The 26,877-nt window shown below is 62.5% G+C and carries 30 protein-coding genes and 2 pseudogenes; 14 read left to right on the top strand and 18 right to left on the bottom strand.

Annotated features, from left to right (window positions below):
- Positions 1–159: 159 nt before the first annotated feature.
- Together JYG32_RS34630 and JYG32_RS34625 are read right to left on the bottom strand one after the other, a co-directional pair.
- The gene (locus JYG32_RS34630; protein ID WP_174382277.1) at positions 160–372 is read right to left on the bottom strand and encodes a twin transmembrane helix small protein; all 213 of its coding nucleotides are present in this window, start codon (positions 370–372) and stop codon (positions 160–162) included.
- On the bottom strand, positions 369–719 hold the full coding sequence (locus tag JYG32_RS34625) for a hypothetical protein (protein ID WP_174382297.1): 351 nt from the start codon (positions 717–719) through the stop codon (positions 369–371). Before JYG32_RS34625 ends, JYG32_RS34630 begins: the two co-directional genes overlap by 4 nt.
- 242 nt (positions 720–961) lie before the next feature.
- Between JYG32_RS34625 and JYG32_RS34620 the strand changes: the two genes are divergently transcribed.
- Entirely contained in the window at positions 962–1,723 is a 762-nt protein-coding gene (locus tag JYG32_RS34620; RefSeq protein WP_213268108.1) for a YoaK family protein, read from the top strand.
- 87 nt (positions 1,724–1,810) lie between these two features.
- Complete coding sequence (locus tag JYG32_RS34615) at positions 1,811–1,996, top strand: ribbon-helix-helix protein, CopG family (protein WP_021158209.1); 186 nt, start codon at positions 1,811–1,813, stop codon at positions 1,994–1,996.
- Between the two features lie 44 nt (positions 1,997–2,040).
- Here the strand turns inward: JYG32_RS34615 and JYG32_RS34610 are convergent, their stop codons facing one another.
- Both JYG32_RS34610 and JYG32_RS34605 read right to left on the bottom strand, forming a co-directional pair.
- Positions 2,041–2,877 (bottom strand): spermidine synthase, encoded by an 837-nt coding sequence (locus JYG32_RS34610; RefSeq protein WP_213268107.1) that lies wholly within the window; start codon positions 2,875–2,877, stop codon positions 2,041–2,043.
- A 41-nt stretch (positions 2,878–2,918) separates the two neighbouring features.
- The gene (locus JYG32_RS34605) at positions 2,919–3,263 is read right to left on the bottom strand and encodes a zinc ribbon domain-containing protein YjdM (RefSeq protein ID WP_031401187.1); all 345 of its coding nucleotides are present in this window, start codon (positions 3,261–3,263) and stop codon (positions 2,919–2,921) included.
- 416 nt (positions 3,264–3,679) lie between these two features.
- Between JYG32_RS34605 and JYG32_RS34600 the strand changes: the two genes are divergently transcribed.
- From JYG32_RS34600 to JYG32_RS34580, 5 genes are all read left to right on the top strand, one after another.
- Positions 3,680–3,943: an HPr family phosphocarrier protein gene (locus JYG32_RS34600; RefSeq protein ID WP_249744964.1), complete on the top strand. Its 264-nt coding sequence runs from the start codon at positions 3,680–3,682 to the stop codon at positions 3,941–3,943.
- Positions 3,944–4,008: 65 nt separating this feature from the next.
- Positions 4,009–4,230 carry a hypothetical protein gene (locus tag JYG32_RS34595; protein WP_213268106.1) on the top strand — a complete coding sequence of 74 codons (222 nt, stop codon included), beginning with the start codon at positions 4,009–4,011 and terminating at the stop codon, positions 4,228–4,230.
- Between the two features lie 203 nt (positions 4,231–4,433).
- The gene (locus JYG32_RS34590; protein WP_213268105.1) at positions 4,434–4,976 is read left to right on the top strand and encodes a carboxymuconolactone decarboxylase family protein; all 543 of its coding nucleotides are present in this window, start codon (positions 4,434–4,436) and stop codon (positions 4,974–4,976) included.
- A gap of 269 nt (positions 4,977–5,245) precedes the next feature.
- Complete coding sequence (locus JYG32_RS34585; protein WP_213268104.1) at positions 5,246–5,914, top strand: peroxiredoxin-like family protein; 669 nt, start codon at positions 5,246–5,248, stop codon at positions 5,912–5,914.
- Positions 5,915–5,985: 71 nt separating this feature from the next.
- Positions 5,986–6,702 carry an SDR family oxidoreductase gene (locus JYG32_RS34580; protein WP_213268103.1) on the top strand — a complete coding sequence of 239 codons (717 nt, stop codon included), beginning with the start codon at positions 5,986–5,988 and terminating at the stop codon, positions 6,700–6,702.
- Between the two features lie 46 nt (positions 6,703–6,748).
- Here JYG32_RS34580 and JYG32_RS34575 read toward each other — a convergent pair whose 3' ends face one another.
- Positions 6,749–7,654 carry a LysR family transcriptional regulator gene (locus tag JYG32_RS34575; RefSeq protein ID WP_213268102.1) on the bottom strand — a complete coding sequence of 302 codons (906 nt, stop codon included), beginning with the start codon at positions 7,652–7,654 and terminating at the stop codon, positions 6,749–6,751.
- Between the two features lie 254 nt (positions 7,655–7,908).
- On the opposite strand from JYG32_RS34575, the gene JYG32_RS34570 reads away from it, so the two are divergent.
- Entirely contained in the window at positions 7,909–8,658 is a 750-nt protein-coding gene (locus tag JYG32_RS34570) for an SDR family NAD(P)-dependent oxidoreductase (RefSeq protein WP_213268101.1), read from the top strand.
- Positions 8,659–8,694: 36 nt separating this feature from the next.
- Here the strand turns inward: JYG32_RS34570 and JYG32_RS34565 are convergent, their stop codons facing one another.
- Entirely contained in the window at positions 8,695–9,696 is a 1,002-nt protein-coding gene (locus JYG32_RS34565) for a cupin domain-containing protein (protein ID WP_213268100.1), read from the bottom strand.
- Between the two features lie 226 nt (positions 9,697–9,922).
- Between JYG32_RS34565 and JYG32_RS34560 the strand changes: the two genes are divergently transcribed.
- From JYG32_RS34560 to JYG32_RS34550, 3 genes are all read left to right on the top strand, one after another.
- Positions 9,923–11,041, top strand: coding sequence for an alkene reductase (locus JYG32_RS34560; RefSeq protein WP_213268099.1), 1,119 nt, complete (start codon positions 9,923–9,925; stop codon positions 11,039–11,041).
- A gap of 84 nt (positions 11,042–11,125) precedes the next feature.
- Entirely contained in the window at positions 11,126–11,443 is a 318-nt protein-coding gene (locus JYG32_RS39290; protein ID WP_249744963.1) for a hypothetical protein, read from the top strand.
- A gap of 35 nt (positions 11,444–11,478) precedes the next feature.
- Positions 11,479–12,018: a GNAT family N-acetyltransferase gene (locus JYG32_RS34550; RefSeq protein ID WP_213268098.1), complete on the top strand. Its 540-nt coding sequence runs from the start codon at positions 11,479–11,481 to the stop codon at positions 12,016–12,018.
- Positions 12,019–12,085: 67 nt separating this feature from the next.
- On the opposite strand, the gene JYG32_RS34545 is transcribed toward JYG32_RS34550, so the two are convergent.
- On the bottom strand, positions 12,086–12,307 hold the full coding sequence (locus JYG32_RS34545) for a hypothetical protein (protein ID WP_213268097.1): 222 nt from the start codon (positions 12,305–12,307) through the stop codon (positions 12,086–12,088).
- 86 nt (positions 12,308–12,393) lie between these two features.
- Positions 12,394–12,741: a hypothetical protein gene (locus JYG32_RS34540; RefSeq protein ID WP_249744962.1), complete on the bottom strand. Its 348-nt coding sequence runs from the start codon at positions 12,739–12,741 to the stop codon at positions 12,394–12,396.
- A gap of 299 nt (positions 12,742–13,040) precedes the next feature.
- Here JYG32_RS34540 and JYG32_RS34535 point away from each other — a divergent pair, with 299 nt between their 5' ends.
- Complete coding sequence (locus JYG32_RS34535; RefSeq protein ID WP_213268096.1) at positions 13,041–13,370, top strand: hypothetical protein; 330 nt, start codon at positions 13,041–13,043, stop codon at positions 13,368–13,370.
- Between the two features lie 140 nt (positions 13,371–13,510).
- A pseudogene (locus JYG32_RS39795) lies at positions 13,511–13,770 on the top strand (carboxymuconolactone decarboxylase family protein); the annotation flags it as partial.
- 39 nt (positions 13,771–13,809) lie between these two features.
- Here the strand turns inward: JYG32_RS39795 and JYG32_RS34530 are convergent.
- The 5 genes from JYG32_RS34530 to JYG32_RS39285 form a co-directional block, all read right to left on the bottom strand.
- Positions 13,810–15,903, bottom strand: a complete 2,094-nt coding sequence (locus tag JYG32_RS34530; RefSeq protein ID WP_213268095.1) for a glycoside hydrolase family 35 protein — start codon at positions 15,901–15,903, stop codon at positions 13,810–13,812.
- Between the two features lie 373 nt (positions 15,904–16,276).
- Entirely contained in the window at positions 16,277–18,100 is a 1,824-nt protein-coding gene (locus JYG32_RS34525; protein ID WP_213268094.1) for a M66 family metalloprotease, read from the bottom strand.
- An 8-nt stretch (positions 18,101–18,108) separates the two neighbouring features.
- A complete protein-coding gene (locus tag JYG32_RS34520) occupies positions 18,109–18,702 on the bottom strand; it encodes a hypothetical protein (protein WP_213268093.1) in 594 nt (197 codons plus the stop codon).
- Between the two features lie 355 nt (positions 18,703–19,057).
- Positions 19,058–20,362 (bottom strand): RICIN domain-containing protein, encoded by a 1,305-nt coding sequence (locus JYG32_RS34515; protein ID WP_213268092.1) that lies wholly within the window; start codon positions 20,360–20,362, stop codon positions 19,058–19,060.
- 434 nt (positions 20,363–20,796) lie between these two features.
- Positions 20,797–21,213 (bottom strand): transposase, encoded by a 417-nt coding sequence (locus tag JYG32_RS39285; RefSeq protein ID WP_249744961.1) that lies wholly within the window; start codon positions 21,211–21,213, stop codon positions 20,797–20,799.
- Between JYG32_RS39285 and JYG32_RS34505 the strand changes: the two are divergent.
- A pseudogene (locus JYG32_RS34505) lies at positions 21,160–21,586 on the top strand (IS110 family transposase); the annotation flags it as partial. The gene JYG32_RS39285 and the pseudogene JYG32_RS34505 sit on opposite strands and share 54 nt — an antisense overlap.
- A gap of 75 nt (positions 21,587–21,661) precedes the next feature.
- Here the strand turns inward: JYG32_RS34505 and JYG32_RS34500 are convergent.
- The 5 genes from JYG32_RS34500 to JYG32_RS34480 form a co-directional block, all read right to left on the bottom strand.
- On the bottom strand, positions 21,662–22,606 hold the full coding sequence (locus tag JYG32_RS34500; protein WP_213268091.1) for an N-acetylglucosamine kinase: 945 nt from the start codon (positions 22,604–22,606) through the stop codon (positions 21,662–21,664).
- Positions 22,603–23,406: a DeoR/GlpR family DNA-binding transcription regulator gene (locus JYG32_RS34495; RefSeq protein ID WP_213268090.1), complete on the bottom strand. Its 804-nt coding sequence runs from the start codon at positions 23,404–23,406 to the stop codon at positions 22,603–22,605. Before JYG32_RS34495 ends, JYG32_RS34500 begins: the two co-directional genes overlap by 4 nt.
- Before the next feature lie 79 nt (positions 23,407–23,485).
- Positions 23,486–24,763, bottom strand: a complete 1,278-nt coding sequence (locus JYG32_RS34490; protein WP_249744960.1) for a D-tagatose-bisphosphate aldolase, class II, non-catalytic subunit — start codon at positions 24,761–24,763, stop codon at positions 23,486–23,488.
- Positions 24,760–25,854, bottom strand: a complete 1,095-nt coding sequence (locus JYG32_RS34485; RefSeq protein ID WP_213268089.1) for an ABC transporter ATP-binding protein — start codon at positions 25,852–25,854, stop codon at positions 24,760–24,762. Before JYG32_RS34485 ends, JYG32_RS34490 begins: the two co-directional genes overlap by 4 nt.
- A 69-nt stretch (positions 25,855–25,923) precedes the next feature.
- On the bottom strand, positions 25,924–26,874 hold the full coding sequence (locus JYG32_RS34480) for an SIS domain-containing protein (RefSeq protein WP_213268088.1): 951 nt from the start codon (positions 26,872–26,874) through the stop codon (positions 25,924–25,926).
- Between the last annotated feature and the right edge of the window lie 3 nt (positions 26,875–26,877).

The following is a 26,877-nucleotide window of genomic DNA, read 5'->3' as shown; positions in this document are numbered from 1 at the left end:
ACGCGATCGCCCGATAGACGGGGGATCTACCCGACTCGCAGCACGTTCATCCGTTACGGACCAGCGCCGTCAGGATAAGTATTCTTATCACAACACTGCTATTACAGAATCAAACTTGCATTTGCAAGAACGCCCCGCATGCAACGGGGCGTGCCCCGCTCAACGCCCGATCGGCAACCCGGTCGGTTCGATCCAGCCGAGCTTGTACGCAATGAGCAGCGACAGAAACAGCGTGACCGACAGCCCGACGCGTGCCGCGAGCGACCACGCCATCCGCTTGGACTTGCCGCGATCGTGATTCATGAAATACAGCGCGAAGATCAGGCTCGCGATGATCAGCGCGAATGCCACAGCAACCAGCAGAGTTTTCATGGGTGTTGCCTTTGAAGATTCGAATCGGCCTGAATCAGTTCGGCCAGTTTTTGTCGTTCGTCCGCGATGTCGCCGACACCTGACGCCGGCCAGTCCAGCGCGACGCCATTGCCCAGCGAATCGCGCACGAGTGTCTGGTAGCGCCGGTCGTTGATCCGGCCCTGCTCCATCGCTTCCGAGATCTCGTGCCGAAACGGCAGCGGGAAGCTCGTGTACGCACGCGACAGCGCCGCATATTGTCTCGCATCGATCTCTTTCGACGATGGTATGACAGTCCAGATCACCACGGCCACGATGGCCGTGAAGGGGATCGCCGTGTAGCGAAGAATGAACTTGGTCGGGGTCATGAAGCGGTGGGCAGAAGTGATCGCGAACGCGGGCCGCGCGGCAGCGAAACCGCAGGCCGACTGCGCCTCGTACCATTGTACTGAAAGCGCCATCCGGCTAACAGAGTATGATAATGGCATTATCATGTTCATCACATGATTCGAGAAACCCGGTGCCCGGCGCAGGCGACCTGCCCGCGCGGCCGTCCGGCGCCGGTCTTGCCGTCCTTGCCCGCGATCCGCGGCGATTGAGCGAAGCCCCTATGCCAGCGCAGTACTTTCGAAACCTGACGGGAAAACACCGCAGCGCGACCGCGAACCGTCAGCTCGGGTTTTCGCTCGCGTTCGTCGCCGGCGCGGCCAATGCCGGCGGCTTCCTCGCGGTCAAGCAATACACGTCGCACATGAGCGGCATCGTGTCGGCGATCGCCGACCAGACGGCGCTCGGCGACGTGCGGCTCGCGCTGGCCGGCATCAGCTCGCTGGGGTCGTTCCTGGTCGGCGCGAGCTGCTCGGCGATCCTCGTCAACTGGGGCCGCCGCCGCGGCCTGCACAGCCAGTTCATGCTGCCGCTGCTCGTCGAGGCCGCGCTGCTGCTTCTGTTCGGGCTGCTCGGCAGCCACCTCGCGCTGTGGGAAACGTTCTTCGTGCCGGTGACCGTGACGCTGCTGTGTTTCATCATGGGGCTGCAGAACGCGACGATCACGAAGCTGTCGGGTGCGGAGATCCGCACGACGCACATGACCGGCATCGTGACCGACCTCGGCATCGAGCTCGGCAAGCTGTTCTACTGGAACCGGTCGGCCGTCGACGTCGACGCGCATGCGGTGATCGCGAACCGCTCGAAACTGAGGATTCACGCGACGATGCTCGCGTCGTTCTTCGTCGGCGGCCTGGCCGGCGCGATCGGCTTCAAGCATGTCGGCTATGTGTCGACCGTGCCGCTCGCCGCCGTGCTCGTCACGCTCGCGATCGTGCCCGTGATCGACGACCTGCTCGCGTTGCTCCGCAGCAGCAGGCGCTGATCGGACGCGACGATGCTATTTCCGGCGGTGGCGCCGAAAGCGGATCGATTATAATTTGATTAACATACCGACCACCCTCGCCTCGCAATGGAAACGAAAACCGCCCGCCTGACCGTCCTGATCGACCCCGCGAAGAAAGAAGCCTTCGAGATGCTCTGCGCGGAGCAGGATCTCACGCCGTCGCAAGTCGTACGGCAGTTGATCCGCGAGTATCTCGACCGGCACGGCGTGACGTACAAGACCAAGAGTGCGCTCGGCAAGCGCGTGAAGTAAGCGCGGCCGCACAGGCCGCGCCCGCGGCGCCGGTTACGCACCGGTTACGCGCCGATTTCCCATCGCCCGTGCGATTGCGCACGCCAGACCAGCCGCTGCGGATCGACGCCTTCCCCGGCCTTCATCCGCCTTGCGGTGGCCGCCAGCTTGAGCTCGCCCGCCTGCGCACACGCGAGCGCGCGTTCTAGCAGGATGCGCAGCGACGGCAGCCGGCGATCGTCCTTCCACGCGAACACGACGAAGTTGTTGTCGTCGCCGCACGGCACCAGCGCATACGACGACCCGAACACCGATCGCAGTAGCTCGAGATGCTGCGGCAGCGCCGGATCGTCGTCCATCAGGTTGATCGCCAGCACACCCGTTTCGCTCAGGCGCGCGCGGCACGCGTCGAGGAATGCGGCGCCGGCACACCGGCCCGGCGTGCCGTCGGCGACAAACACGTCGTGCAGGATCACGTCCGTCCGGATGTCCGCCCTCGCCACGTGATCCGCGCCGTCGGCGCACACCACCGCGAACCGCGCGTCATCGGCAGGAATCCTGAACACGTCGCGCAGCGCGATCACGTCCGGGTTGATCTCGACCGCATCGATCGCCGCGCCGGGCAGATGCCGGTAGCAGTACTTCGCGAGCGAACCGCCGCCGAGCCCGAGCATGCAGATATGTGCAGGCTCGGGCTGCAGCAGCAGAAAGCCCATCATCACGCGCGTATAGCCGAGCTCGAGCCGGGCCGGATCCCTGAGCGACATGAAGCTCTGCGTGCCGAAATGATCGAAGTGCAGCGAGAGCGCGTGCCGCGTCTCCAGCACGAAAGGCCGGCCGTCGTTCAGCGGCGTCGCCAGGAATCTGACAAATGCTTCGTAGGAAGTGCGATCCTCGATCATACTCGGCTAGCCGGATGGGAACGGTCGATCGCAGTATGCGCTCAGACCTTCTTCAGATAGCAGGCCTTCAGCATGAAGCCGCCCATGTCGGTCTTGCAGTCGACTTCGTGATCGCCGCCGACGAGCCGGATGCTCTTCACCTTGGTGCCCATCTTCAGCGTGATCGACGAGCCCTTCACGCGCAAGTCCTTGATCAGCACGACCGAATCGCCGTCCGACAACACGTTGCCGTTCGCGTCCTTGACGACGTCGCCTGCCGGTTCGTCGCCCGCTTCGGCGCCGGCGCCGGCCGACCATTCATGGCCGCAGTCCGCGCACACGGTCAGCGTGCCGTCCGGGTAGGTGTTTTCCATCGCGCATTGCGGGCAGGCGGGGGCGGCGTTCATTGCAGCTTCCATTCGGGAGGAGTTCGGGTCGGTCGATAAAGAAATGCCGGGCGAGCAGGCCGCGCGCCCGGGCGAGTGTGGCCGGGACATGCCCGCCAACGAAGCGGCGGACCGGTATCGGCGCACACGACATTATAATGCAATACACATGATCTGACCTATGCATTATAATCCCCCACTTCGCAACATTCGACGAACTTGAAGGCGGCTTCAGTGAGGATGCCGGCATGTTCGCACCGGATGGCGCACCTCGGCCACCCGATCGACGCCCCGCGACCCCGCGGGAAATCGTGAAAGGCCGGCCATACGATGTACGCGACACGCGTCGTGAAACCGCGTTTCGCGCGCCCCCGGTGCGTTGCCGGCCCGGCGCCGCGTACCGATCCCGACCACCCGTCCGGAGGTTTTCCAGCATCGTGGCAACCGTTGTGTACGTTCAAATCGGTCCCGCGTGGAACCGCAACCGCGGCTGTGCCGCGCGAGACGCGGCCGTCGACGCGGCACGCCGCTTCGAAAGCGACATCCTGCTGATCGCGAACGGGCATAGCGAGAACGCGAAGGACGGCGTCGCCATCGCGTCGCTACAGGTACACGGCGGCATGTCGGCCCAGGTGCTGGCCACCGGCCCCGACGAGGAAGCGGCGCTTCACGCGCTGCTGCCCTTGCTGCAGGCGTGCTGACGCGTGCCTCGCCAATCTTGCGGCATTGCGCCGCCCACCCCGAATCTCCATTCCCCGAGGAAGCGATGAGCGACAACGACACGTCCAACACCCCCAACCTGTCAGCCTCCGCAATCTGGGCGCTCGAACGCCTCGCCGACGTTCGCTACGGACGCGATGCGCCGGCGCTCGGCTGGTCGATCGCGCGGGAACTCGTCAGCGCGGGTTTCGTCAGCCATCCCGTGCACGGCCGCTCCGGCGCGTCGATCACGGTCGAAGGGCGAACCTTCCTGAAAAGCCGGAAGTAGAGCGCCGGGGAACCGCCGGGCTCGGAGCCGGAGCCGGAGCCGGAGCCGGTTTCAGGTACCGGCGATCGCGAGCCGCCGCTAATCCGTTTGATACTTTTGAGCATCAATTTGGCGATTTTGCGTCTTACGAGGATCGGCCTGCGCTTCTAAAGTTGAGTCACCCCGAACGAACGGGCGCCAACTTTCCGATCAAGGAGCCAGTCATGAGCCGCATCGCCATCCCCGCCATCGAATCCGCCACCGGCGCGACCGCCGACGTGTACGCACAAGTCCGCAAGATCGCCGGCGGCACCGTCCCCAACCTGTTCGCCGCCGTCGGCCATCTCGCGCCGAACGCGCTCGCGGCCGTGCTCAACGCCGAAGGCGCGCTCGCCGGCGGCACGCTGAGCAAGCAGGATCTCGAAACGATCAAGCTGCTCGTCAGCGCCGACACCGGGTGCGACTACTGCGTCGCCGCGCACAACCTGCTCGGCAAGATGACCGGCCTGTCGGCCGACGCGCTGCGCGCGATCCGCTCGGCCCAGCCGAACACCGGCGACGCGAAGCGCGACGCGCTGATCCGCTTCGTGCTGAACCTGCAACGGACCAGCGGCACGATCACCGACGACGAATTCGCGTCGATCCGCGAAGCCGGCTACACGGACGCGCAACTCGCTGAAATCTCGCTCGCGATCGCGCTGACGATCTTCACCAACACGTTCAACCGCATCAACGACACGGTCGTCGATTTTCCGCCCGTGAAGTAAGCACGGCGGCATCGCCGGCATGCGGTCCCGATGCCGGCGCCCGCGTCCGTTTCGACCGCGCCCGTCGCCGGCCCTGTTGCCGCGACGGGCGCGTTGCGTTGACGACTGCCGTCACGCCGTCACGCCGTGCCCATTCCCGCCGAGAATGGAAGTTATGCGCCCGAGCCCGCTACCGACACGACAGCGCTTCGCCGAAGATGGGTTCCACGACGAGCCGAACGCTCGCCCGCCACGCAACCCGACTTCCATCCACGCACAGGAGATTCGCCATGTCGCTCCAGGACAAACTCGACGCATTCAAGGCCGACTTCAAGGCCGGCAAGCCGCCGTACAACGCGCCGCCCGGAATCCATCCGATCATGGAACGCGCGACGGCCGAACTGATCGCGAGCGGCCAGGCCGCCCGCGCGATCAAGGCCGGCGATCGCGCGCCGACGTTCCGCCTGAAAGACCAGGACGGCAACGACGTGTCGTCGGTCGACCTGCTCGCAAAGGGGCCGCTCGTCGTCACGTTCTATCGCGGTGTCTGGTGCCCGTATTGCAACCTCGAACTGCAGGCGCTGAACGAAGCGCTGCCGCAGCTCACGGCGCTCGGCGCGAACATGGTCGCGATTTCGCCGCAGACGGCCGTCAACAGCCGCAAGTCGGTCCGCACGAACCACCTCGATTTCCCGGTGCTCGGCGACGTGAACGGCGAGACGGGCGCGGCGTTCGGCCTGCGCTTCACCCTGCCCGACTATCTGGTCGACCTGTACAAGATGCTGAAGAACGACCTGCCCGCAATCAACAACGATCCGGGCTGGACGCTGCCGATGCCGGCACGCTACGTGATCGGCCAGGACGGCATCGTGCTGTATTCGGAAGTCAATCCCGACTATACGCATCGCCCCGATCCGTCGGACATGTTCCCGGTCATCGAAAAGGCCGTGCACGCGTGAGCGTGTGCCGCCGCGCCACTGCACGTGGCGCGGCGGTTCTTCCTGTTTTCCCATTTAATCTGGAGTCCTTCATGACTGCACGCACTTTTCTCGTCACCGGCGCCACCAAGGGAATCGGACGCGCGCTTGCCGAACGGCTCGTGCGCACCGGGCATCGCGTCATCGGCCTCGCGCGCGACGACGCGGATTTCCCGGGCGAACTCGTTCGCGTCGATCTCGCCGACAGCCGGGCGACCGCCGCCGTGCTGCAAACACTCGTGCAGCGGCACGCGATCGACGGCGTCGTGAACAATGTCGGCCTCGTGCGCCCGCAGTCCGTCGGCGACGTGACGCTCGGCGATCTCGACGACGTACTCGCGCTGAACCTGCATCCGGCCATCCAGACCGTGCAGGCACTGCTGCCCGGCATGCGCGAGCGCGGCTGGGGGCGCGTCGTCAACCTTTCCAGCCTGACCGTGCTCGGCATCGTGCAGCGCACCGCGTATGCGGCGGCGAAAGCCGCGCTCGTGAGCTTTTCGCGATCGTGGGCACTGGAACTCGCGGGCACGGGCGTCACGGTCAACGCGGTGGCGCCCGGGCCGACCGAAACGGAACTGTTCCGCGCGAACAATGCGCCGGGCAGCGAAGGCGAGCGGCGCTATCTCGCCGCCGTGCCGATGGGGCGCTTCGGCAAGCCCGACGAAATCGCGGCGACGATCGCATTCCTGCTGTCGGACGACGCCGGCTTCATGACAGGGCAGACGCTCTACGTCGACGGCGGCGCGTCGATCGGCAAGGCACCGTTCTGAGCGGCGGCCGCGGCGCGGGGTAACCGGCGGCCCCGCCCGGCCGCCTTCATCGCGCCGGCGCGGGTTCGCCTTCCGCCAGCGCCTGTTCGACGAATTCGACGAACGCGCGGGCGCGGGCCGTCACGAGCCGGCCGGCCGGAAACACGGCCCACAGGTCGATCGGCGGCAGTTCCCAGTCGGTCAGCACCGCCTGCACCGCGCCGGACGCGAGCTCGGGCGAGAACATCCAGCGCGACGCGACCGCCAGCCCCATACCAGCGATCACGGCGGCCCGCATCCCTTCGGCCGCGCTCACGCGCAGGCGCCCGGACACCGCCACCGCGACTTCGGCACCGTTGCGGCTGAACGACCAGGATTCGCCGCCGCCCCGCCGCGAATACACGATCGCCTGGTGACGGGCGAGATCGGCCGGCGATTTCGGAATGCCCGCCCGCGCGAAATATGCAGGCGTGCCGACGACGAGCCGCGGGCTGCGCGCAATGCGGCGCGCGATCATCGACGAGTCGATCAGCTCGCCCATCCGCAGCGCGACGTCGGTACCCTCTTCCAGCAGATCGATGTTGCGGTCGTCGAGTGCGAGGTCGATCTCCAGATCGGGATGACGGCTCAGGAACGTGTCGAGCAGCGGCAGCACATGCAGGCACGTGAAGCTCACGGCGGCGCTCACGCGCAGCTTGCCCGACAGGCTCGCGGACGCATCGCGCACGACATGCTCGGCCTGATCGGCCTCGCGGATCGCCAGCTTCGCGTGTTCGTAGAAACGCTGCCCGGCGTCGGTCGTCGTCAGCCCGCGCGTCGAGCGCAGCAGCAGACGCACGCCGAGCCGCTCCTCGAGCTGCGCGATCGACTTCGAGATCGCCGGCTGGCCGAGGTTCATCCGCTTCGCGGCCGCCGAGAACGAACCCGCTTCCACGACGCTGACGTAGGTCTCCATTGCCGCGAGTCGATCCATGCGCTGCTTCTCCGTGTCCTGGTTCCGTGCGGCATCGCCGTCCTGCATGACTCTTCCGGCAGTCGGCATGCCATCCGCGCAAATTGTAGTACGACGCTCGCGCTCCGCCCGCATGCCGCGCCGGAATAGCACCTATCGCCACGAGCCGGCTTCTGCATCGCGCCGCCTGCACGCACATTGAAGGCGTCACGCGCCGCGGCGGCAAACGCGGCGGCCGTGCCACCTTCAATCCGCTTCTCTTCGAGGACTTCATCATGGACAGACTGCTCGACAGGACCGCCGTCATCACCGGCGGCAACAGCGGCATCGGCCTCGCCACCGCGCGGCGCTTCGTCGCCGAAGGCGCACACGTGTTCATCGTCGGCCGGCGCCAGGCCGAGCTCGACCGCGCGGCGGCCGACATCGGCCGCAACGTGACGGCCGTTCGCGTGGACGTCACGCAACCGGACGACCTCGACCGCCTGTATTCGCTCGTCCGCGACACGCGCGGGCAGATCGACGTGCTGTTCGCGAACTCGGGCGCGATCGAGCACCGCACGCTCGAGCAAATCACGCCCGAGCATTACGACAAGACCTTCGACGTCAACGTGCGCGGGCTGATCTTCACGGTGCAGAAGGCGCTGCCGCTGTTGCGCGACGGCAGCAGCGTCATTCTTACGAGCTCGGTCGCGGGCGTGATGGGCCTGCCCGCGCACGACACGTACAGCGCCGCGAAAGCGGCCGTCCGCTCGCTCGCGCGAACCTGGACCGTCGAGCTGAAGGGGCGCGGGATTCGCGTCAATGCGATCAGCCCGGGGGCAATCGATACGCCGATCATCGAAAGCCAGGTGACGACGCCCGAGGAAGCCGCCGCGCTGCGCGACAGGTTCGCGGCCGCGACGCCGCTCGGCCGGGTCGGGCGGCCCGAGGAGCTGGCCGCCGCCGCGCTGTTCCTCGCGTCGGACGACAGCAGCTACGTGGCCGGCATCGAGCTGTTCGTCGACGGCGGGCTGGCCCAGGTGTGACGACCGCAACCGGAGCGCGCGCCGCCCGCTGCGGGCCTACTCCGCGTCGCCGGCGGCGCCGTCGTCCGGTGCCGCTGCATCGCGCCGGTCGCCGAGCGACTGGCGCCGCCACTCGCCGGGCGTCATCCCCGCCCAGCGCGTGAACACGCGCCGAAACGCGGCCACCGACTGGTAGCCGACGTCGGCCGACACGGCCTCGGCGCTGGCCGACGGCTGGCGCAGCGCATTCGCGGCGACGCTCATCCGGATGTCCGTCAGCAACTCGGCGGCCGAGTGCCCGAGCTTCGACTGGAAGTGGCGCATGAAGGTCGCGCGCGACATGCTGCACAGCGCGGCCAGCTCGCGCAGCGTCCACGGCCGCGCCGGATCGTCGAGCATCGCGACGATCGCGGGCGCGAGACGCGGATGGCCGGCCAGCGCCAGCAGGCCGGTCGGCGCCTGCCCCGATTCGCTGATCGCGCGCAGCGCGAGCGCGAACAGCGCCGCCGACAGCGCATTCAGGATCGCGAGGCCGCCGAGTTGCTGCTCGAGCGATTCCGCGCGCATCAGTTCCACGAGGGCGGTCAGCCGCGCGGTGGCGGCCAGCGCATCGGGCGCCCGGCTGTCCGTCGCCGCGCGCAAGACGAGATCCGGCGGCAGGTGGCGCCGGATCAGCCGGTCGTGCGGCGGCGCAACCACGAAGCGCCCGCACAGCATGTCCAGCCGCTCGCCGGTACCCGCGTTCTCGCCGATGAAAACATGACCGCCGGGCCGCTTGGTCGCCGCCACCGGCGGCAGCCCGCTGCCGTCGTGCAGCACGTGCGGGGAGCCGTGCGGCAACAGCACGAGATCGCCGCCGCCGAGTTCGCGCACCGTGCCGTCGTCGGGATTCTCGAGGATCGCGCGGCCGCGCAGCACGACGTGATACGGGATCTCGCGCGCGGGCGAGCGCTCATACGTGACCGCCCACGGCGCGCCGAACGCGCAACGGATTTCGAGCTTCCCCGTGATCGTGACGAGCGCGATGAAGCGGCTGAGCCAGTCGGATTCGAGCGTCATGTCGAGTGGTGGAGGCGGAGCGGAAATGCGGCGCGCACGACGGGCGCCGCGTGAAATTCCGATTATCGCGCGGGAAGCCGACGTCGTCGCGCGCGGCCGCGTTGCGGGCAGCGGCTGCGCCGGCCATTCCGCCGCGGAATGGGTTTTATCGCCGCGGCCGGTCTTCTGGCGCGCGGCGTTCGGGACGAACATCAAGCCGTCCAACACCCGTTCGAAGGAGAACATGATGAACAAGCTGTTCAACCCGCTGAAGCTCGGTCCCGTCACGCTCAACCACCGTGTCGTGCATGCGCCGGTGACCCGGATGCGCACCGAACCGGGCAACGTGCCTGGCGACCTGATGATCGAGTACTACACGCAGCGCGCGACCGATGGCGGCCTGCTGATCACGGACGCCACCGCGATCTCGCCGCTCGCGATTGCGTACGTGGACGCGCCGGGAATCTACACCGATGCCCAGGTCGCCGGCTGGAAGCGTGTGGTCGACGCCGTGCATGCGAAAGGCGCGCGCATCTTCCTGCAGCTCTGGCATGCGGGCCGTCAGGCGCATCCGGCCAACACGGGCGGCGTGACGCCCATTGCGCCGTCCGCGCGGCGCTCGCTCGAGCACGCGGCGATCCGCGACGCGCACGGCGCCATCGCCGAAGCCGAGCTCGTCGAGCCTCGTCCGCTCGCGCTGCACGAGATCCCGGGCATCGTCGAGCAGTTTCGCGCCGGCGCGCAACGCGCGAAAGCGGCCGGTTTCGACGGGGTCGAACTGCATGCCGCGAACGGCTATCTGCTCGACCAGTTCCTGCTCGACGGCGCGAACGACCGCACCGATGCATATGGCGGCCCGATCGAGAATCGCGCGCGCTTCCTGTTCGAAGTCGTCGACGCGACGGTGTCCGTCTGGGGCGCCGGCCGCGTCGCGGTGCGGCTGTCGCCGAGCGGCTCGTACGGCACGGTATCCGACAGCGATCCGCACGCGACGTTCGGTTATGTCGCGCGGCGCCTGAACGACTACGGCCTCGCGTATCTGCACGTGATCGAGCCGCGGATTCGCGGCAATGAGGAAAACGCGGACGCGAGCGAACACGACGTGTCGGCGAAGGACCTGCGCCAGGTGTTCCACGGCACGATCGTCGCGGCCGGCGGCTTCACGCGCGACAACGCGGAACAGATCCTCGCGGACGGTCACGCGGACCTCGTCGCGTTCGGCCGCATGTTCGTCTCGAACCCCGATCTGCCGGAACGGCTCCGGACCGGCGCGCCGCTGACGCGCTACGACCGCACGACGTTCTACGGCGGCGGTGCGCACGGGTACACGGACTATCCGTTTCATCGGGAAGCGTCGGCCGCGTGATGCCGGGGCTGCCGCTTGCGCGGGCGAACGTGCGGGAAATCCGCACGCTCGCCGTCGCGCAGGCCGGCAGAGGGCTGAGAACCGGTGTCGAATGCCGACGATCGCGAGCAGTTGCGAATTCGTGCCGGCGTCGATGTTGTACGGCCCGATTGGCTGGCGAGCATGCCGCGCGAACCATCGGCGTTGCGCGCGCCCACTCCGGCGAGGGGCTTTGATATCATTCCATCGCTCGACCGTGCCGGCCAGGTGATCGCGGTGGCCGATTCGTCTAAACTGACGAAGCCTGACCTGTCCGTGATCGCGAGCGCCGGGCAGCTCGACATGCCGATCATCGATACGGGCGCCGATCCGGTTTGGGTCGACGACCTTCGGCAACGCGGCATCGACGTGCTGACGGTCTAGCTGGCCCTGTCTTCTCCCCCTTTCCGGAAATCACGATGCCGCCCGTCTCTTCCCCGCCCGTTCTCGACACGCCGCGCCTCGTCCTCGAAGGCCATCCGCTCGGCGACTTCGGCGCCCTTGCCGCGATGTGGGCCGAGCCGGACGTCGTCGCGCACATCTTCAACGGCGAGCCGTCCGCGCCGCGCGACTCGTGGATGCGCATGCTCGCGTATCGCGGGCTGTGGCCGCTGCTCGGCTATGGCTACTGGGCGATTCGCGAGAAAGCGTCCGGCCGTTATGTCGGCGATCTCGGCTTCGCGGATTTCCACCGAATCATCGAGCCGCCGATTCGCGGCGTGCCGGAAGCCGGCTGGGCGCTCGCGACATGGGCGCACGGCAAGGGCTACGCGACCGAGGCGCTCGCGGCCGCGCTTGCGTGGCTCGATGCGCAGCAACGGTTCGAGCGCAGCGTGTGTTTGATCGCGCCGACCAACGTCGCGTCAATCCGCGTGGCGGAGAAAGCCGGGTATGGCGAGCCGGTGCGTATTCGGTTCAACGACGCCGATTCGTTGCTGTTTTCTCGCGCGAGCCCGTAGGCATGATGGCGCACCCGCTATCGCGGGCGTGCCGTATCCGCTCGCGGCGCGTGTGTTTCAGCCGCGCTCACTCCGCAACCGGTTCGTAGAAACTCGCGAAAAGCCTGTCGTCCATCGGCCAGCAGTTGCCCCGCTCATCGAGCAATATCCAGTCGCCAGACTTCACCGAACGCCAACCTTCCGGCGTGGCGACCGCCCACATGCCTTGACGGTTCTCCACTCGATCATGGTCGCCGTCAACGAACCACCGTGTTGCATCGACATAACTGATGCGTTTTCGAAATCGCATACCGCCACCGAAACGTTAAACCCGCGACAGGCAATTCCAAAGATCTGTTCGCGTATTGAGCATGTGCATCGCCCGGGTAGTGAAGCTCATGCGGGAAATGAAGGGAATCGGGATGCCGTGGCATCCGCCCCTGGCGACAGCGGCTTCGCCGCCAACGCCTGCGTCGCCAGCCGGGCTTCGTGCAACGCAATCCAGCCCTCGGCGATGAGTGCCGCCAACGTTTCCCGCGCGATGGTCAAGATCCGGATATCGGTCTCCTGCATTCTCCCGATCGCCGCGCGAACCTCGTCCGGTTGATCGGGCGCAAGCGCAATCACGAACCTTGAACGTGTTTCGGCGGCCCGCACGGCCTCGCTCCAGTCGGCCCCGGCGACCGCGACTTCGATCGCGTTCGTGAGCAGATCGAGACTCCGGATGACTTGCAGCGGCGTCATTTCGTATTCCTATCAGTACATCGTACCGTCCGGATGCTTTCCCCTCGAAGGCCCATGCGATGTCAACACCGATCCACACGCGCTCGATGCCGGCAGTGACGCGCCGAATGCGGGCAACTGCGTGTTATCGGTCACCGCCTTCGTCGCTGCAAGCCCTTTGACGACAGAGCGGAAACCGCAGTGCGGCATGCACGCCCGTCAGTTGCGAGGATTGTAGGGATCCATGCGCCGCAGCGTATGTAATATTTTGTAATGATATGTCGAGCAATCTTTACCGGGCTTCGGGTTGGCCAGCGCAAGTGACGTTCGCACAAGCGGTTTTCCGCAAGCGTTTTCGCCCGAACGACGCCTCGTCAGGGTGCCCGGCCGACTACTCGCCGGATATCGCGCTGAATCTTTTCACACGAGCGGACGGCACGAAGACCCATATACGCTACGACAGCGAGGGCATGGCGGTCGAGACGATCGACCCACTAGGAAAGTCGCGCCAACGCAGTGCCGAGCGCGAGAAGATCGCGCTGTTCGTCACGATTAGTGACGACAACGAGACCGAGGAACTGGAGAACGAATCCGCCAGAGTCCTGAACCGCCCCGCCGTCTTCGATCGTTTTATCAAGTGCTGCGAATAGCAGCGGAAAAGCCGACACGAGATACTGGCCGGAGCTTGAGACGCGGCAAGGCCTGATGCCAAGGGCCATTCATTGATCGGCAGGCTGCGCGAGCTCGTCGGTTTCACAGAAGAAATCTCGTTGACCAGGTGGCGACGGCGTCGGTCGGCGCGCTGCGCGCGATCCGCTCGGGCCAGCCGAACAGCGGCGACGCGAAGCGCGACGCGCTGATCCGCTTCATGTTGAACCTGCAACGGAACGGACCAGCGGCACGATCACCGACAACGAATGCGCGTCGATCCGCGAAGCCGGCTACACGGACGCGCAACTCGCTGAAATCTCGCTCGCGATCGCGCTGCTGATCTTCACCAACACGTTCAACCGCATCAACGACACGGTCGTCGATTTCCCGCCCGTGAAGGAGGTATGGCCGAGATTCGTGAATCCATCACCTCTCCCATTAATCCGACTTGATGTTGTAAGGCAGATTGCTCGAACCGAAGAAACTCAGCGAACCGGCGCTTGCCTGCGTGAATTCGAAAACGACAATCGTATTGCTGCCACTGTTCAACCACACGCCAGGGCAATACAGGCGAGTCTGGGGGCCTACCGATGGCCAATAGCGACCGAGGTTGCGTCCGTTCACGAAAACATAGCCGGTCCCCCATGACGACATGTCGATATACATGTCCTTCTGCGTTTCGATAGCGAAGGTCGCTTTCGCAAAGAAGGGACGCGCGCTCGTGGGCGCGCTCGCGTCGAATGGCAGCGCGGCAAGTTGTGCCGCGGACAACGGGGAAAGCGCCATCTTCCAGTCCGTCAAGGCACCGCCGCTCAACGTTACGTTTCCGGAAAGGCCGCGCCCGTCCTTCTTCATTGCGCTGCTATTGACATTGGCTCGGCCGAATGGCATGCAGACGATCTGCAACATGGCGCCTGGCTGCGCGTTGTCGATATCGAACGTAGTCACGGAGGAGGATGGTAGCTTGCTTTCCTTGTTCTCTGCCTCTTTCTTGACGGTCGTCAGCACGTTGCTCGTCACGCGGGTGCCGTTGATGAAGGCCAGCGCGAAATCAGGCGGCCGGCTGAACTCCACGGAAAAGTTGCCTCCCGACGGGAGTGTCGTCTGGTAAACCGCGACGCCGGCGGGATAAATGCCTGCGTTGGCGGGTTGTCCCTTGTTGAGCGTCAGCGCGATCCATTCGATCGTCTGTGGTTGACTATTCTCGATCGTCGGAGGGACATTGGACAGAAAATCGCTGAAAGCGAACTGGTTGCTCGAAATCGATGCAACCTCACCGTCGGCAATGCTGTCGATAGGTGGTGCGGGGACCGGGCCGGCTGAAACGCCGAATGACGTATTTGCAGCATAAGCGGCCTGGATCGGCTGAAAATTCTTGTTCGGCAGGCCGTTTTCCGCTACCGGCGCACCATAGTCATAAGACGTCATCAACGGCTGACATTCCTTCGCGGCTTCGCCATCGCAACCCGCCGTGAAACCGAAGCTGGTGCCGCCGTGCCCGACGTAAATGACAATTGAACGACCGGCTTTTGTCAGGGCCCCGACCACACTACTCGCAAAATTGTCGTCGCGGATATCCTGGGCAGGGTCGCCCCAATTACATAGCCAGCCTGGATAGATTTCCGCGCCGAAACTTGCCACGCCGTAATTCTTCGTGGCCTCGACGTGGCTCGACTCGTATTTCCCTTGCAAACTGATCCCATATGCGGTATTGGCCGGTAGCCGGATGTTTTGATCCTTGAAGCCGTTCGCCGTGCCTTCGCACACGCAAAATTTTTCCGCGTAGCCAAGACTGGTCCACTGCGAGGCCAGGGCAGTCGGGTGGTTGGGGTCCACCGGATCCCAGAAGTCTGAATATTCGTCTTCCATCGCGACCAGCATAATCGGACCACCCGAGGCCAGGGTCCGTCCTTCGATGACGTTGGCGTAAAGGGCCGCGTTCCATTTCTGCACGGCCGCCATGTAGGCCGGGAAATTGCCGCGAATCTGCAGGTCACCCTGCAGGTCACCCGAATCGCGGAACTGCGGATCGGCCAACATGCGAGGCGGCAGTCCGCCGAAATCCCACTCCGCGTTAACGTACGGTCCGGGGCGCAACAACACCCACATATTGTTGGCTGCGCAAAGGTCGATGAAGTGGCCGATATCCTTATCGGGCGACGAGAAATCGAACGTCCCGTCCGACAGCTCGTGGAAATTCCACATCACGTAGAGGGAAATCGTATTGCATCCGAGCGCCTTGATCATTTTGATGCGGTGATCCCAATACTGAGACGGAACCCGCGAAGGGTGGATCTCCGCGCCAAAAAACTGGAAGCTGGCGCCATCCATCATCCAATTGCCCGCACTGTTCCAGGACAGCACGCGCTTGCGGCCGGACTCGAACGAGGGATTCGTGCCGGCAGCCGTCATTGCGTTCGCTCGATTTTGTCCGGCGGATATTCCGGTGCCCAGCGGATTGTCATCTCCACCGCCGCAGGCGACGACCAGCGGGGTCACCACTGAGAACGCAAGAAAATTTCGTCTGTCCATGATCGTTATCTCACTTTGGTAAGGACTACTTCACGGGAAACTGAAAACGCAAGAAAATTTTGTCTGTCCATGATCGTTATCTCGCTCCGGCAAGAACTACTTCACGGGATCGAGTTGCAACAGGCGCCGAGCGTTTTCATCGCTTAGAAGCGCCAGAAGCATATTGGGATCCTGCTTCAGGCCATGCCACTGCGGGACGCCCCAGCTCGTGTTGTAGGCCCCAAGCTGGCCAAGCCGGCTGCCATCGTCTGGTCCTACTCCTTTCTTCAAGCCAATCCAGGGCCGGGTGATCGGAACGATCCTGCCGTCCTTGACCGTGAAGATCTGCGCTGCGGAATCTCGGTTGCACTTGGCGAGCCCGGCATTCCAGTCGTCAACGATCCGTATGCAGTAATCCGGCAGCGCTGCGCAGCGCCCCGCGCGCGTCCTGCACCCAAAGTTGCTCCGGCTTGCGCACACAAGGGGTCACCACTGCTTTCGCGGTGAGTGGATCGCCGCTCGACACCGCCATGCAACCCTCTGACCGGCCCATCACAACCTGGCTGAAGGCATCGGCATATCCTCCCGTACCGGAAACCAGACCCGAGTTGACGAGCCGAGCGCGCCAGGCTTTGACTGTTTCCGGTGCCTTGGCGTCCAGGCCTGCGGCGTTGTTTGTCATCCAATCATTCAGTGCGTCGGCGCTGATACGTGTACGCTCAATCCGTTTCCAGGTTTCTGCAGCGGGGCCACTCAACTGTTGGAGCCGGTCACGCCAGCTGTCCAACAAGAGTCGAAGATTGCTGTCGGGGAACGGGGGCTTGTCGTTGCCGATGGCTTTCAACGCGGCTTCGATTTGCGGCATCTCCCGCGCAGCCAGTGCGTCATAGCCGGCCGACTCGCCCACCACCACCGCGGCCTCCATGGCCGGCAGATTTTGGGGAAACACGACTTCGGCCAGCCGTGTGATCCGATCGCCCTTGCGGCACGACAGCGAGGCGCTCTGTGGCTGATCTGCCTCGGCGATGTTGACGTGGAACTTGTTGGCGTTGTCCTTCCTGATCCGGTCGGCATGCAGATTGATGGATTTGCTCCCGTTGGCAACGCGCACGTCAATCCAGCATGCTGCACTTGCCGCGGCATCGGGTGCGGGCAGCTTATCGAACACCATGCCGTAGTTGGCTCTGGCGGGCGGGTACATCACAGCAGTGTTGTTGCTTCGGTCGTAAGCACCCAAGAGCGTGAAGACCGGTACGCCGAAGCGGGTTGGCGGCGCCCTGTCGTCCCCTGGGGTCGCGGGTACCACTTTCTGGCGCGCGGCATCCCACCGGCTGTAGCCCGTGGCCGAGCCCTGGTCGAACCAGGCCTTGTCCATGAACTTTTGAATGCGCGTTGCGGTGTAACCGGTGTAGTACGTGTACCTGGAGAGCATCGAATCCGGCTCCAGCCAGGCGCCGGACATGGGGTCTTTCTGATAGATGTACTGGTGGGCGAAGGATTGCGGATTCACGGTGCCGGAACCGGGATCCCGTTCTTTGGCCGACCACATCAGGTTGCTTCGCATCCGCTTGCGGTGGTCGATGTAGCCCCATCCGCTGTCGGCATGGTGGTTTGCCCAGAAGCCGTCATTGCCGACCTGACCGGGAAAGTGGCCCATCCCGTAGTGGTGACCCAACTCATGGCTGAATTCATTTCCGTAGCTCGTGCTGAGCGTGGCCATGGCGCCGCCGCCGGAACCGCCATGCACTTGAACACCGTTGGCGTAGTTGCCTGCGAAGTGGTGATAGACAATCTGCGGCGTGGTTTCGCCAATACCCTGATCGCCGTTGATCGAACTGCTGACGCCGTAATTGGCTAGATTGATGCCAATGCTGAACTGCGACTTGCCCACCTGTTCGCGCATGTCGCCGCCATGATAGTCACCGTTGGACTTGCTGGCGCCGGTCAGAATGGTGCCATCCGCGAGCATGACCTTGTCCAGCTTCACATCCTCATAACTTGCCACGGTCAACTGGGATACCGGGAGTATCTGGAAGTAGTCTGTTGCCGCAAGCGCAGGCTTGGTGAGCATGGGTTGGCCATCGTTGTCGACCGGTGGCGAAGTAAGCATGCCGAGACGGATACCCCAGATATACATCTTTGCCGGAGCGGCCATCTCGATCTGGCTTGCGACCAACGTACCGGACTGCCCGGATTCGTCGCGAAACACAAGCGTCATGCCGGGCTTCACGACAGTCCAGGGCAAACGGTGCTCCAGGCACGCTTCGTATACGCAACGTCAGGACGGCCATCGGTGCCGGTAACATCGGTCGCGGGCAGTTGATTCGGGGCAGCCATCACGACGGTGTGCTGCGTTACGCCGTCCACTTGCACCTCGACACGGACCCTGCCCGCGGGGCTGCGCTGCGGCGTGAACAGCAGCAACGCGTTGCGAGAAGTGACCAGCGTCGGCAGGTTATTCTCGGTATTGCCTTGGGGATTGATCGAGTGGCTCTGGACGAACTGCACCATGCCAGGCAGTGCGCCCGCCAGATCATTCCGCATCGGCCGGGGCTGATTGGCCCGGGTCACATCAAAGAAACCAAGCGCTGATGCGAAGTTCGGAAATAGCGGCAGGCTCGCAGTCGGATCGGCTTTTGGCTCGCCGGCCCCGACGCCGCTGTCCCCCGTCGCTGCGCCGCCGATGCTCCCCTTGGCTGCGGGGCTGCCTACCGCTGCGTCGTCTCCGCCACCACACGCAGTCAGGACAGCCGCTGAAATGCCGAGCAAAAAGATCCCCGTGCACCGCCGTACGGCCGTCGCCTTCGTGAAAGATTTCACGTCAAATTCTCCAGTGAGTTCGTCGATACCGCGCCTTGCCTTCCGGTTCGCCCAGAATCTCCCGCAAGCTCTCTACACCGTTTAACTCGTGCTGGCGTTCCTCCGTTGAGCAATACGAAACGGGATGAGTTTGGAAGTATTTAAGGAATTCAAATATGTCATTCAGGCAATTGTACCGACCGAGTAGCCAAACTCGTTCACTGCCGGGATACATGGAATGGCGCTATTAAGCCATCCCGGGCCAGAGAAAAATAAGCAATATTGTAGCCAGCCCCGTCGAAAGGATCCGAAAGTCTGATCCTTCACGAGTGCCATATCTTTTTAAGAAAATTCAGAATTTCGGGTGCAGCGTAATTTATTGTTTAACAATCCTGAATTTTTGAGCGTTGCCCGCCGTGTGGTCGTTAATCTGAATGCTTGTACCGTCCACCGTACTTCCTCCGGCAACCTCCAGTCGTTTGGATGGATCGCTGGCGGGTGCGAGCACGTAGTAGCCGTTGCCAATATTTTTAATTTGCCAGCGCTGTGCCTTACCACCATTGTCATCTTGAATCTGGACCTTGGACTCGTTACCAATTCCGGTGACATTGAATGATTTGGATAAGGCGTGCATCGGCTGGAGCAGGTAATATCCGTCGCCGGTGCTCGTCAGCCTCCATTGCTGGTCGAGGACGGATGGTGTGTTGTCGGGCCGGAGGACGACTGAGGTGTCGTTGCCGGCGCCATTCACGCCGAGTACGCTGGTATTGTCCAGCGCAGAGAGGATTTTGTAAGTGGCGCCAGACTCGAATTCGGGTCGCTGATATACCTTTACAGAATCCACTTCCATCTGGAAAGGCAAGTGGGAATTATTGATCTTCTCCGCATATCCATCACCCTCACTCCCGCCCGACTGGTTGAGGATGATATAGAAAGGCTTGTCGAATGGCCATTCGCGCCGAGTAGCATTGGCTGGCTTAGAATAGGTATGGTACAACGAACCGTTAACATAGAATTTTAGTTCGGTGGGACTCCATTCCAATCCATAGGTATTAAAATCGTCGACATCATAGAGTCCGTTTCCGCTGCTGGTGTAGCTTTCATCTCCATTTTCTTTATCTTTTTCTGTCGGGGACATGATGGCATTCCCGTATACCACGGGGTTGAATTTTAAGTGTTCCATGATGTCGATCTCACCGTCATCTGGCCAATCGCCATCTTCCGGCAGCATCCAGATGGCCGGCCAGGAACCATCGCCCTGATTGAATTTCGCTCTTACTTCCACTTTGCCGTAAGTAAATTCGAGTTTATCGGCAGTTGTAACGCATCCGGAGTGGTAAGCAATGGGATCGTCGGCGATCACTGCATCGTCCAACCGGAGTACGAGGCGCCCACCAGTTTGGGAGGCGTAGGCAGGAGTGTTGGTGATAGTTGTGTCCCAGTCCGAGCCGGGCTTTTTGGTGTTGCGTTTGCAATACGACCATTTGTTGGGATTGAACCCCCCGTCATATTTGTTATCTTTGAAGTCTTCAGAAAAAATAAGCTGCCAGTCAGTATCTACTGCCTTGTCGGCATGTACCGCATTAGTATAATTTGTCGTGAGAGGTTTCACATCCTCGGGGGAATCCATACCACAGGCAGACAACATAAACACGCTAAGTAACAGTGCATGGGTTCTCATAGGTATCCTTTTACGTGTTTTCGCGGCCCGGGCGACCGCGACTTCGATCGCGTTCGTGAGCACATCGAGACTCCGCGTAATTTGCAGCGACGTTACTTCGTACTCCTATTAGTACATCGTACCGTTCGAATGCTGCCCCTCGAAGGCCCGTGCGACGTCAATACCGACCACATGCGTTCAATGCCGGCAGTGGCACGCTGAAGCGGGCAACTACGCGTTATCGGGGACCACCTTCGTCGCTGCGAGCCCTTTAACGACAGAGCGGAAACCGCAGTGCCGCATGCCCGCCCGTCAGTTGCAAGGATTGTAGGAAGCCATATACCACCGCGTACGTAATATTTTGTGATGATATGTCGAGCAACTTTACCGGGCTTCGGATAGGCCGGCGTAAGCGACGTTGGCTATTTTTTCCCATCCTCCGCGAACTGAAAATCTCACCCAAGCTCTTGCCTGGCAAGGCTTCCCGAGTCCAATGAGTGGCGAACCGGACGTCTTGTGAGCGGGATCTCGGATTTCCTCGTCGCTCTCTTCGGCTGCTGCCTGGGGCAAGCGGCCCAGTACTCCTGGTCAGCGTAATACGAAGCGAGCGCGTCGATGTCGACGGGCATGGTCGCGGCGCCGATATCCATCGCGCCGAACAGGTTGACGTGCCGCCAGGCAACCGGCGACATGGTGGCGATAAACGCCATCGCGACCTCGTCGCCCGTGGCGTGCTTCTGCTCGTGGACACGCGAGAGCAAGGCCGTGTTGTAGTGGATGATGCCGTTGGCGATCGGGTGGGCACACTCGTTCCACAGTTGCTGCTCGGCTTCGCTGTCTTCGTCGGCGTCGATGTCGGTAAAGGCCAGCATCACGCCGTCGCACTCGATCGAAACAGCAAGCGTCTGTACAACAAGGCGCTACCCAACGACGAGGCCAAGCTGCGCGCGCTCATCGCCGCACTCAAGACTCATGGCCGACTCCTGTTCGTCGTCGACCAGCCTTCCCCATCGGCGCGCTTCCAGTGGCCGTGCCCGCGCCGAAGGCATGCTCGTCGCCTATCTGCCGGGACTGGCCATGCGCCGCATCGCCGATCTGCATGCAGGTGAAGCCAAGACCGACGCCCGCGATGCCGCGATCATTGCCGAAGCGGTCTGCTCGATCCCGCATACGCTGCGCTCGCTTCGATTGGCCGACGAGCAGTTTGCCGAACTCGCCATGTTGTGCGGCTTCGACGACTGCCTCTGGCGATATCCGTTCTGTTCCGCATCCAATGCGGATTTATCGACACAGTAAGAGTAGGGAAACTGGACGCGGAATCTAATACGCGCTCGCAAGCGAGTTCGCCAAACTGTCAACCCATGCAGCATCCGCGCCCCATTTGCAAAGACGCGCAGCTCTCAACAGTGCGCCCCCGATTGGCGGCAACGATGGTGGCGTAGGCGCGCGGCCAATCCGGGAAATCAGGCGACCTAACACTGCTTCACTGGCGAACACACCTCCGGCGTAACTCCAGTCGGCAGACTTCGGCAAACCGCTTCGCTCGAAGCCCGCTTTCGCATGCTCGTAAAGCTGATCACCTGCACGTTCCAGGATTGAGCGCGCTGTCTCGTTGACCAGCGCAATCTCGCTGACGAGTTTTGCCACGCCTGCAATCCGCGATCTCCGCGCCGCCTCGGCATACGACCAGCCAATCAGATCCGCTTCGGCAAGCCGCAGCCCGTCAAGCAGCAAGTGCGCAAAGTCGACATCAAGTCCACGCCCATCCAAAGCGCGTGTGGCTTCCGACAGCGCCTCGCGACCAATCCAATACGCGCTTCCTTCGTCGCCAAATGCGTCCCCCCAACCGCCAATCCTTATGTCTGCACCGCTGCCGTCACCGGCCCACGCCATCGAGCCTGTGCCAGCCAAAAGCAAAACCCCGCCCCGGCCCGCAAAGGCCCCGTCGAAGGCCACCTGAACATCGTTGACGACCTCGTGGTTCATGGGAAACAGGCAGGCACACATGTCGCGTTGTGCCTGAGAAATTGTTTCCACCTCCCCGAAGAACGGGAGCCCCACCGCCGCGGCGCATACGTGGGGCATATAACGGGCAGCAGAATCGACGAGACGCGCGATTTCCCGGGTCCAAACAGGGCCGCCGTTCGGATCAAGCGTAGACCCTTGGGTAACAAAAGGGACTACACCTGAACGGTCGGCAATCGCCAGCAACGTCTTTGTGCCCCCGGCATCAATCCCCAACACGAACTCCGGGGCCGACATCATGAACCACTCGCCCGATGGCCGGAATCTGTTCCCGTGCTCTCGACGGTGATTAAATTGATGCCCGCCTTCCTCAGCCTCGACTGTTCCTCCGCGGGCAAGGACGAATCCGAAATCACGCGCATTCGACTATTCAGCTCTGCGACCAGGAATGTGGAGCGCCGACTGAATTTGCTCGCATCGGCAAGAACGATCGTACTCGCCGCTCTTTCGATCATATGTTCGTTGATGCTGGCTTCGGCGGAATCCATGCTGTAGATTTTGTGATCGTCGCCAATTGCACCGGCTCCCAGGAACAACTGATCCAGCCACAGTCGATCAAGCGCCAACTCGGCCGCCGGACCAACCATCGACGCATTCTCGTTACGCAGTTGTCCACCTATGAGCGAGACGCGCACCTTCGGCACATTCATCAAGCGGTGTGCAACGACCAGACCGTTTGTCACGACGGTCAACGGGATTGGATTGACCCGTAGCAGGTGAGCCAGTTGCAGGACAGTCGTTCCGGCATCGAGGAACACTGCGCTGTTCGGCGTCAAGAGGTCATATGCCGCCGCCGCGATTGCCCTTTTTTCGCGCAGATGCTGATTTTCGCGGACTTCGAATGCGACCTCGGTATCCACTCCCTTCGAGATACGCGCGCCTCCATGGCTACGTTCGATGACGCCTTGCTCCTCAAGAATCTGAAGATCCCGTCGGATAGTCGCCAAGGATGCGCCAACCCCTTCGGCAAGAGCCTGAATCGAGGTTTCGCCGTTCGAATACAAATGGTGCCTAATGGCCTCTAATCGGTTCGTTTTCATATCTCATCGCGATATACAGACAGCATCAATAGCAAGCTTCAAGCCCTGGCTTCACCACGCTATTCGATGCCGGCGCGCGTTAGGGACCAGTCACCGCTTTGTGGTAGGTTTCGAATACCTGGCTGACCGCATATTCCAGCAAAACCGTGGGCGTCGCCTGGATAGCACCTGACCGGACGGCCGGATATAGCGCACTCAGGTATTGGCTGACCAGCGTCTCGGGTACCGTCATGCCGTCAAGACGTTCCAGCAGCGCGTTCACCGCCGCCTGCGCTTCCGGCAATGCCCAATAGTAACGGATACGGTCGCTGTAACTGAAGTGGCGCTGTACGCGAATTTCATCCTCGGTACCGTGATAGTACTTCTCCCAGTGTTCCGGCCTGGCTACCATGACGCGTTCCATCGACGCCGCCAAAGTTTCCGATTCCGGCACCGGAGCGAGCACTTGCGCAATCGCGTCGAGCCCATAGAGCGCTTCGCGGTAGGCAAAGGTAAGACCCGGCCCGACCTTCAGGATGGCGAATCCATCTCGAACCAGTTCGGCCAATGCGCCGGCCGGCTGATAATCTGTCGAATGCGCCTCGAAGACGTACCCGTGTCCCGTTGAAAGCAACGCGCCAAGATCACGTGCTCGCTCCGGGCGATACACGATGACGTTCTGGTGGCCAAATTCGACGCCGGGCTGGACGACTACGCCGATTACCCGATCGAAAGCCGCGGAGAGCCCCGCTTGTTCAAATGCTGCACGATGGACGTCGATCGTCCGCTGCGCAGCGGACGGTCGCGTTACTTCAAGATGATCGATTACCTCAAGCGCCCCGCCTGGTACCGGAACCTCCGTACCAATCACGTATAGCGGCGGGGTCTCCCGAGAAGCGGCGGCTTCTGCGGAGCGAACAAGCCGCACTGCACGCTGAGCAACGACCTCGTCCGATAGCATCTCAGGCTCTCCGTGACAGCCCATGCTGGCGTCGATGTGTAACTTGCGGAACCCCGCGTGCACATAATCGGCAATCATCGACTCGGCGCGTGCCATCGCATCATCAGACGAAAGTTTCTTCCACGGGGTCGGTCCCAAATGGTCGCCGCCCAGGATCAGGCGTTCCGTATTGAAGCCGACCCTTACCGCGATTTGCGCGACAAACCGCCGGAAGTCGGCGGGGGTCATTCCCGTATAACCGCCCTCCTGGTTTACCTGATTGCAAGTCGCCTCGATCAGCACATCGACGTCGTGAACGAGTGCGTGCCGAAGCGCCGCCTCGATCACTACCGGATGAGCCGTACAGACGGAGAAAAAACCCAGGCGCCCGACGTTGCCGGCTCGCCCGGTCATGGATTGCACCAGAGTACTGTTCATGTTCTGCATCCCGGTGCGAAATCGAAGCGTCGACCTGTTTTCAGATCAAAAACGTGAATGTCCTCGGCGGCGACAGTCAACGGGATCGAGCCGCCATGCGTGATACGATTCCGCCCCCCAAGAATCAGGGTGGCCGGGTGCCGGCCGATTGTCCCGTGCAGATGCGACTCTGCCCCGGTTGCCTCAACGGTGGAAACGTCGATGCCTAGCGCACTCTTTCCTTCGGCGATATTGAAATGCTCGGGTCTGATGCCGCAAACGACTTTCGTACCGGATTCAACCGGCACGTCCTTTCCGAGCGCGATGACGATTCCATCATCAATGTCGACATACGTTTGCCCCTGCTGTTGCACGATCGATCCTTCCATCAGGTTCATTGCGGGAGAGCCGATGAATCGGGCAACAAACAGATTCGCCGGGCGATCGTAAAGGTCGAGCGGGGCGCCCACCTGTTCAATATGACCGTGGTTCAACAGGACGATCCGGTCGGCCATCGTCATCGCTTCAATCTGATCGTGCGTGACATAGATCGAGGTTGTCCCGAGCCGCTGCTGGAGGGATTTGACTTCCCGGCGCATTTGCACCCGTAGCTGCGCGTCCAGGTTCGATAGAGGCTCGTCGAACAGGAACACCTGGGGTTTGCGGACGATCGCACGCCCCATCGCCACGCGCTGACGTTGGCCGCCCGACAATTGTTTTGGAAGCCGATGCAGATATGGGGTAAGCCCCAGTATTTCCGCGGCTTCACCGATTGCCTTTTTAATTTCGTCCTTCGCCGTTCCGCGAATTTGAAGGCTGAACCCCATGTTTTCCGCTACGCTCAGATGAGGATAGAGCGCGTAGTTCTGAAAAACCATGGCGATGTCCCGATCTTTGGCCGGAAGATTGTTGATCAACCGTTCTCCAATGAAGATCTTTCCATCCGTGATGCTTTCCAGGCCGGCAATCATGCGCAACAGCGTCGATTTCCCGCTGCCGGATGCGCCGACAAGCGCCACAAATTCGCCGTCCCGAATCGAAATGTTGGCACTTTCGATGACCGACTGGCTTCCATAACTCTTTCTGACATTGGTGATCTCGACATTGGCCACGAGACACCTCCTTTGAAAATTTTGCGATGGCGACTTGGATGCGCACCAGCACACGACCCTTGTCAGGCGTTATAGCGTGACGACCTTGTTCAAATGACGCGGAGCGGTTGTGTCGAGGCCGCGCAGTTCGGCGACTCGCTCACCCAGAATCTGCAGGGCGGGAAGCACCATGATTGCCCGGCTTTCGTCCGCCCCCGGGAGTTCGATTTCTACACTTCCCGGTCCGCCGAAACCCAGGACCATCGCCCCTTTCTCAATCAACTCCGCTGCCAGCTTCGCTTCCTCGTCACGAGTGTCCGGGCTGTAAAGCAGAACGGCCAGCGTTTTCTCGTCCACAAGGCTGACAGGCCCGTGCCGGTACTCCATCGTGTGATAGGTATGGGCATAGCTCAGACTCATCTCTTGTATTTTGATGCCGCCTTCACCTGCAATTCCATACATCGGGCCCGCACCCAGATAGACGAAGTGGGATCGTCCCGCCAAGGCACCGGGAAGAGCCTTGTCAAGTTTTCCCATCGTCGCCACGGCATCGTTCACGACGCTGCCTTCGAGCGCCACGCCCGCCAGACGCAAGCCCATTATCAACATCAGGCTCGCCGATGACGTCATCACGATGCCTTCGCCCGGATGGGTCTTTGCAAAGACGACCGAGTCTGCATGACGGGTAATGCTGCTGTCGGCTTCGCACGTGATCGCGGTCGTCTCGAGACCAGCGGCCCGGCTGACTTCAAGCGCCTGTACCGTCTCGGTCGACTCGCCACTTCGCGACAACGCAATGACGTGAACATTCGCATCGCTCGCAACATAGGCGCGCCGGCGCCGCGCCCACTCCCCTCCGGGCACGGCGATCGCACTCGACCCGCGAAGACTGAGCGAGGCGGCGATACTTTGAGCGAGATGATACGAAGTGCCGCAGCCGACGATCACGTACTTGCAAGCGGTCGGTTCAAGAGACGGCGTGGCGAGTGCCGCCGGCCAGAACTGAAATTGCTCCTGGATAACGCGTTCGGTCACATTCATTGG

It is taken from the genome of Burkholderia pyrrocinia, assembly GCF_018417535.1.
In the GTDB taxonomy this organism is placed as follows: Bacteria; Pseudomonadota; Gammaproteobacteria; order Burkholderiales; family Burkholderiaceae; genus Burkholderia; species Burkholderia pyrrocinia_E.
This window is presented reverse-complemented; position numbering and strand designations above follow the sequence as displayed.

Coding starts and splice junctions, on each gene's coding strand:
- JYG32_RS34630 (WP_174382277.1), bottom strand. CDS start 372: ATGAAAACTCTGCTGGTTGCTGTGGCATTCGCGCTGATCATCGCGAGC.
- JYG32_RS34625 (WP_174382297.1), bottom strand. CDS start 719: ATGACCCCGACCAAGTTCATTCTTCGCTACACGGCGATCCCCTTCACG.
- JYG32_RS34620 (WP_213268108.1), top strand. CDS start 962: ATGCCAGCGCAGTACTTTCGAAACCTGACGGGAAAACACCGCAGCGCG.
- JYG32_RS34615 (WP_021158209.1), top strand. CDS start 1,811: ATGGAAACGAAAACCGCCCGCCTGACCGTCCTGATCGACCCCGCGAAG.
- JYG32_RS34610 (WP_213268107.1), bottom strand. CDS start 2,877: ATGATCGAGGATCGCACTTCCTACGAAGCATTTGTCAGATTCCTGGCG.
- JYG32_RS34605 (WP_031401187.1), bottom strand. CDS start 3,263: ATGAACGCCGCCCCCGCCTGCCCGCAATGCGCGATGGAAAACACCTAC.
- JYG32_RS34595 (WP_213268106.1), top strand. CDS start 4,009: ATGAGCGACAACGACACGTCCAACACCCCCAACCTGTCAGCCTCCGCA.
- JYG32_RS34590 (WP_213268105.1), top strand. CDS start 4,434: ATGAGCCGCATCGCCATCCCCGCCATCGAATCCGCCACCGGCGCGACC.
- JYG32_RS34585 (WP_213268104.1), top strand. CDS start 5,246: ATGTCGCTCCAGGACAAACTCGACGCATTCAAGGCCGACTTCAAGGCC.
- JYG32_RS34580 (WP_213268103.1), top strand. CDS start 5,986: ATGACTGCACGCACTTTTCTCGTCACCGGCGCCACCAAGGGAATCGGA.
- JYG32_RS34575 (WP_213268102.1), bottom strand. CDS start 7,654: ATGGATCGACTCGCGGCAATGGAGACCTACGTCAGCGTCGTGGAAGCG.
- JYG32_RS34570 (WP_213268101.1), top strand. CDS start 7,909: ATGGACAGACTGCTCGACAGGACCGCCGTCATCACCGGCGGCAACAGC.
- JYG32_RS34565 (WP_213268100.1), bottom strand. CDS start 9,696: ATGACGCTCGAATCCGACTGGCTCAGCCGCTTCATCGCGCTCGTCACG.
- JYG32_RS34560 (WP_213268099.1), top strand. CDS start 9,923: ATGAACAAGCTGTTCAACCCGCTGAAGCTCGGTCCCGTCACGCTCAAC.
- JYG32_RS34550 (WP_213268098.1), top strand. CDS start 11,479: ATGCCGCCCGTCTCTTCCCCGCCCGTTCTCGACACGCCGCGCCTCGTC.
- JYG32_RS34545 (WP_213268097.1), bottom strand. CDS start 12,307: ATGCGATTTCGAAAACGCATCAGTTATGTCGATGCAACACGGTGGTTC.
- JYG32_RS34540 (WP_249744962.1), bottom strand. CDS start 12,741: ATGACGCCGCTGCAAGTCATCCGGAGTCTCGATCTGCTCACGAACGCG.
- JYG32_RS34530 (WP_213268095.1), bottom strand. CDS start 15,903: ATGGACAGACGAAATTTTCTTGCGTTCTCAGTGGTGACCCCGCTGGTC.
- JYG32_RS34525 (WP_213268094.1), bottom strand. CDS start 18,100: ATGACGCTTGTGTTTCGCGACGAATCCGGGCAGTCCGGTACGTTGGTC.
- JYG32_RS34515 (WP_213268092.1), bottom strand. CDS start 20,362: ATGAGAACCCATGCACTGTTACTTAGCGTGTTTATGTTGTCTGCCTGT.
- JYG32_RS39285 (WP_249744961.1), bottom strand. CDS start 21,213: ATGCTGGCCTTTACCGACATCGACGCCGACGAAGACAGCGAAGCCGAG.
- JYG32_RS34500 (WP_213268091.1), bottom strand. CDS start 22,606: ATGATGTCGGCCCCGGAGTTCGTGTTGGGGATTGATGCCGGGGGCACA.
- JYG32_RS34495 (WP_213268090.1), bottom strand. CDS start 23,406: ATGAAAACGAACCGATTAGAGGCCATTAGGCACCATTTGTATTCGAAC.
- JYG32_RS34490 (WP_249744960.1), bottom strand. CDS start 24,763: ATGAACAGTACTCTGGTGCAATCCATGACCGGGCGAGCCGGCAACGTC.
- JYG32_RS34480 (WP_213268088.1), bottom strand. CDS start 26,874: ATGAATGTGACCGAACGCGTTATCCAGGAGCAATTTCAGTTCTGGCCG.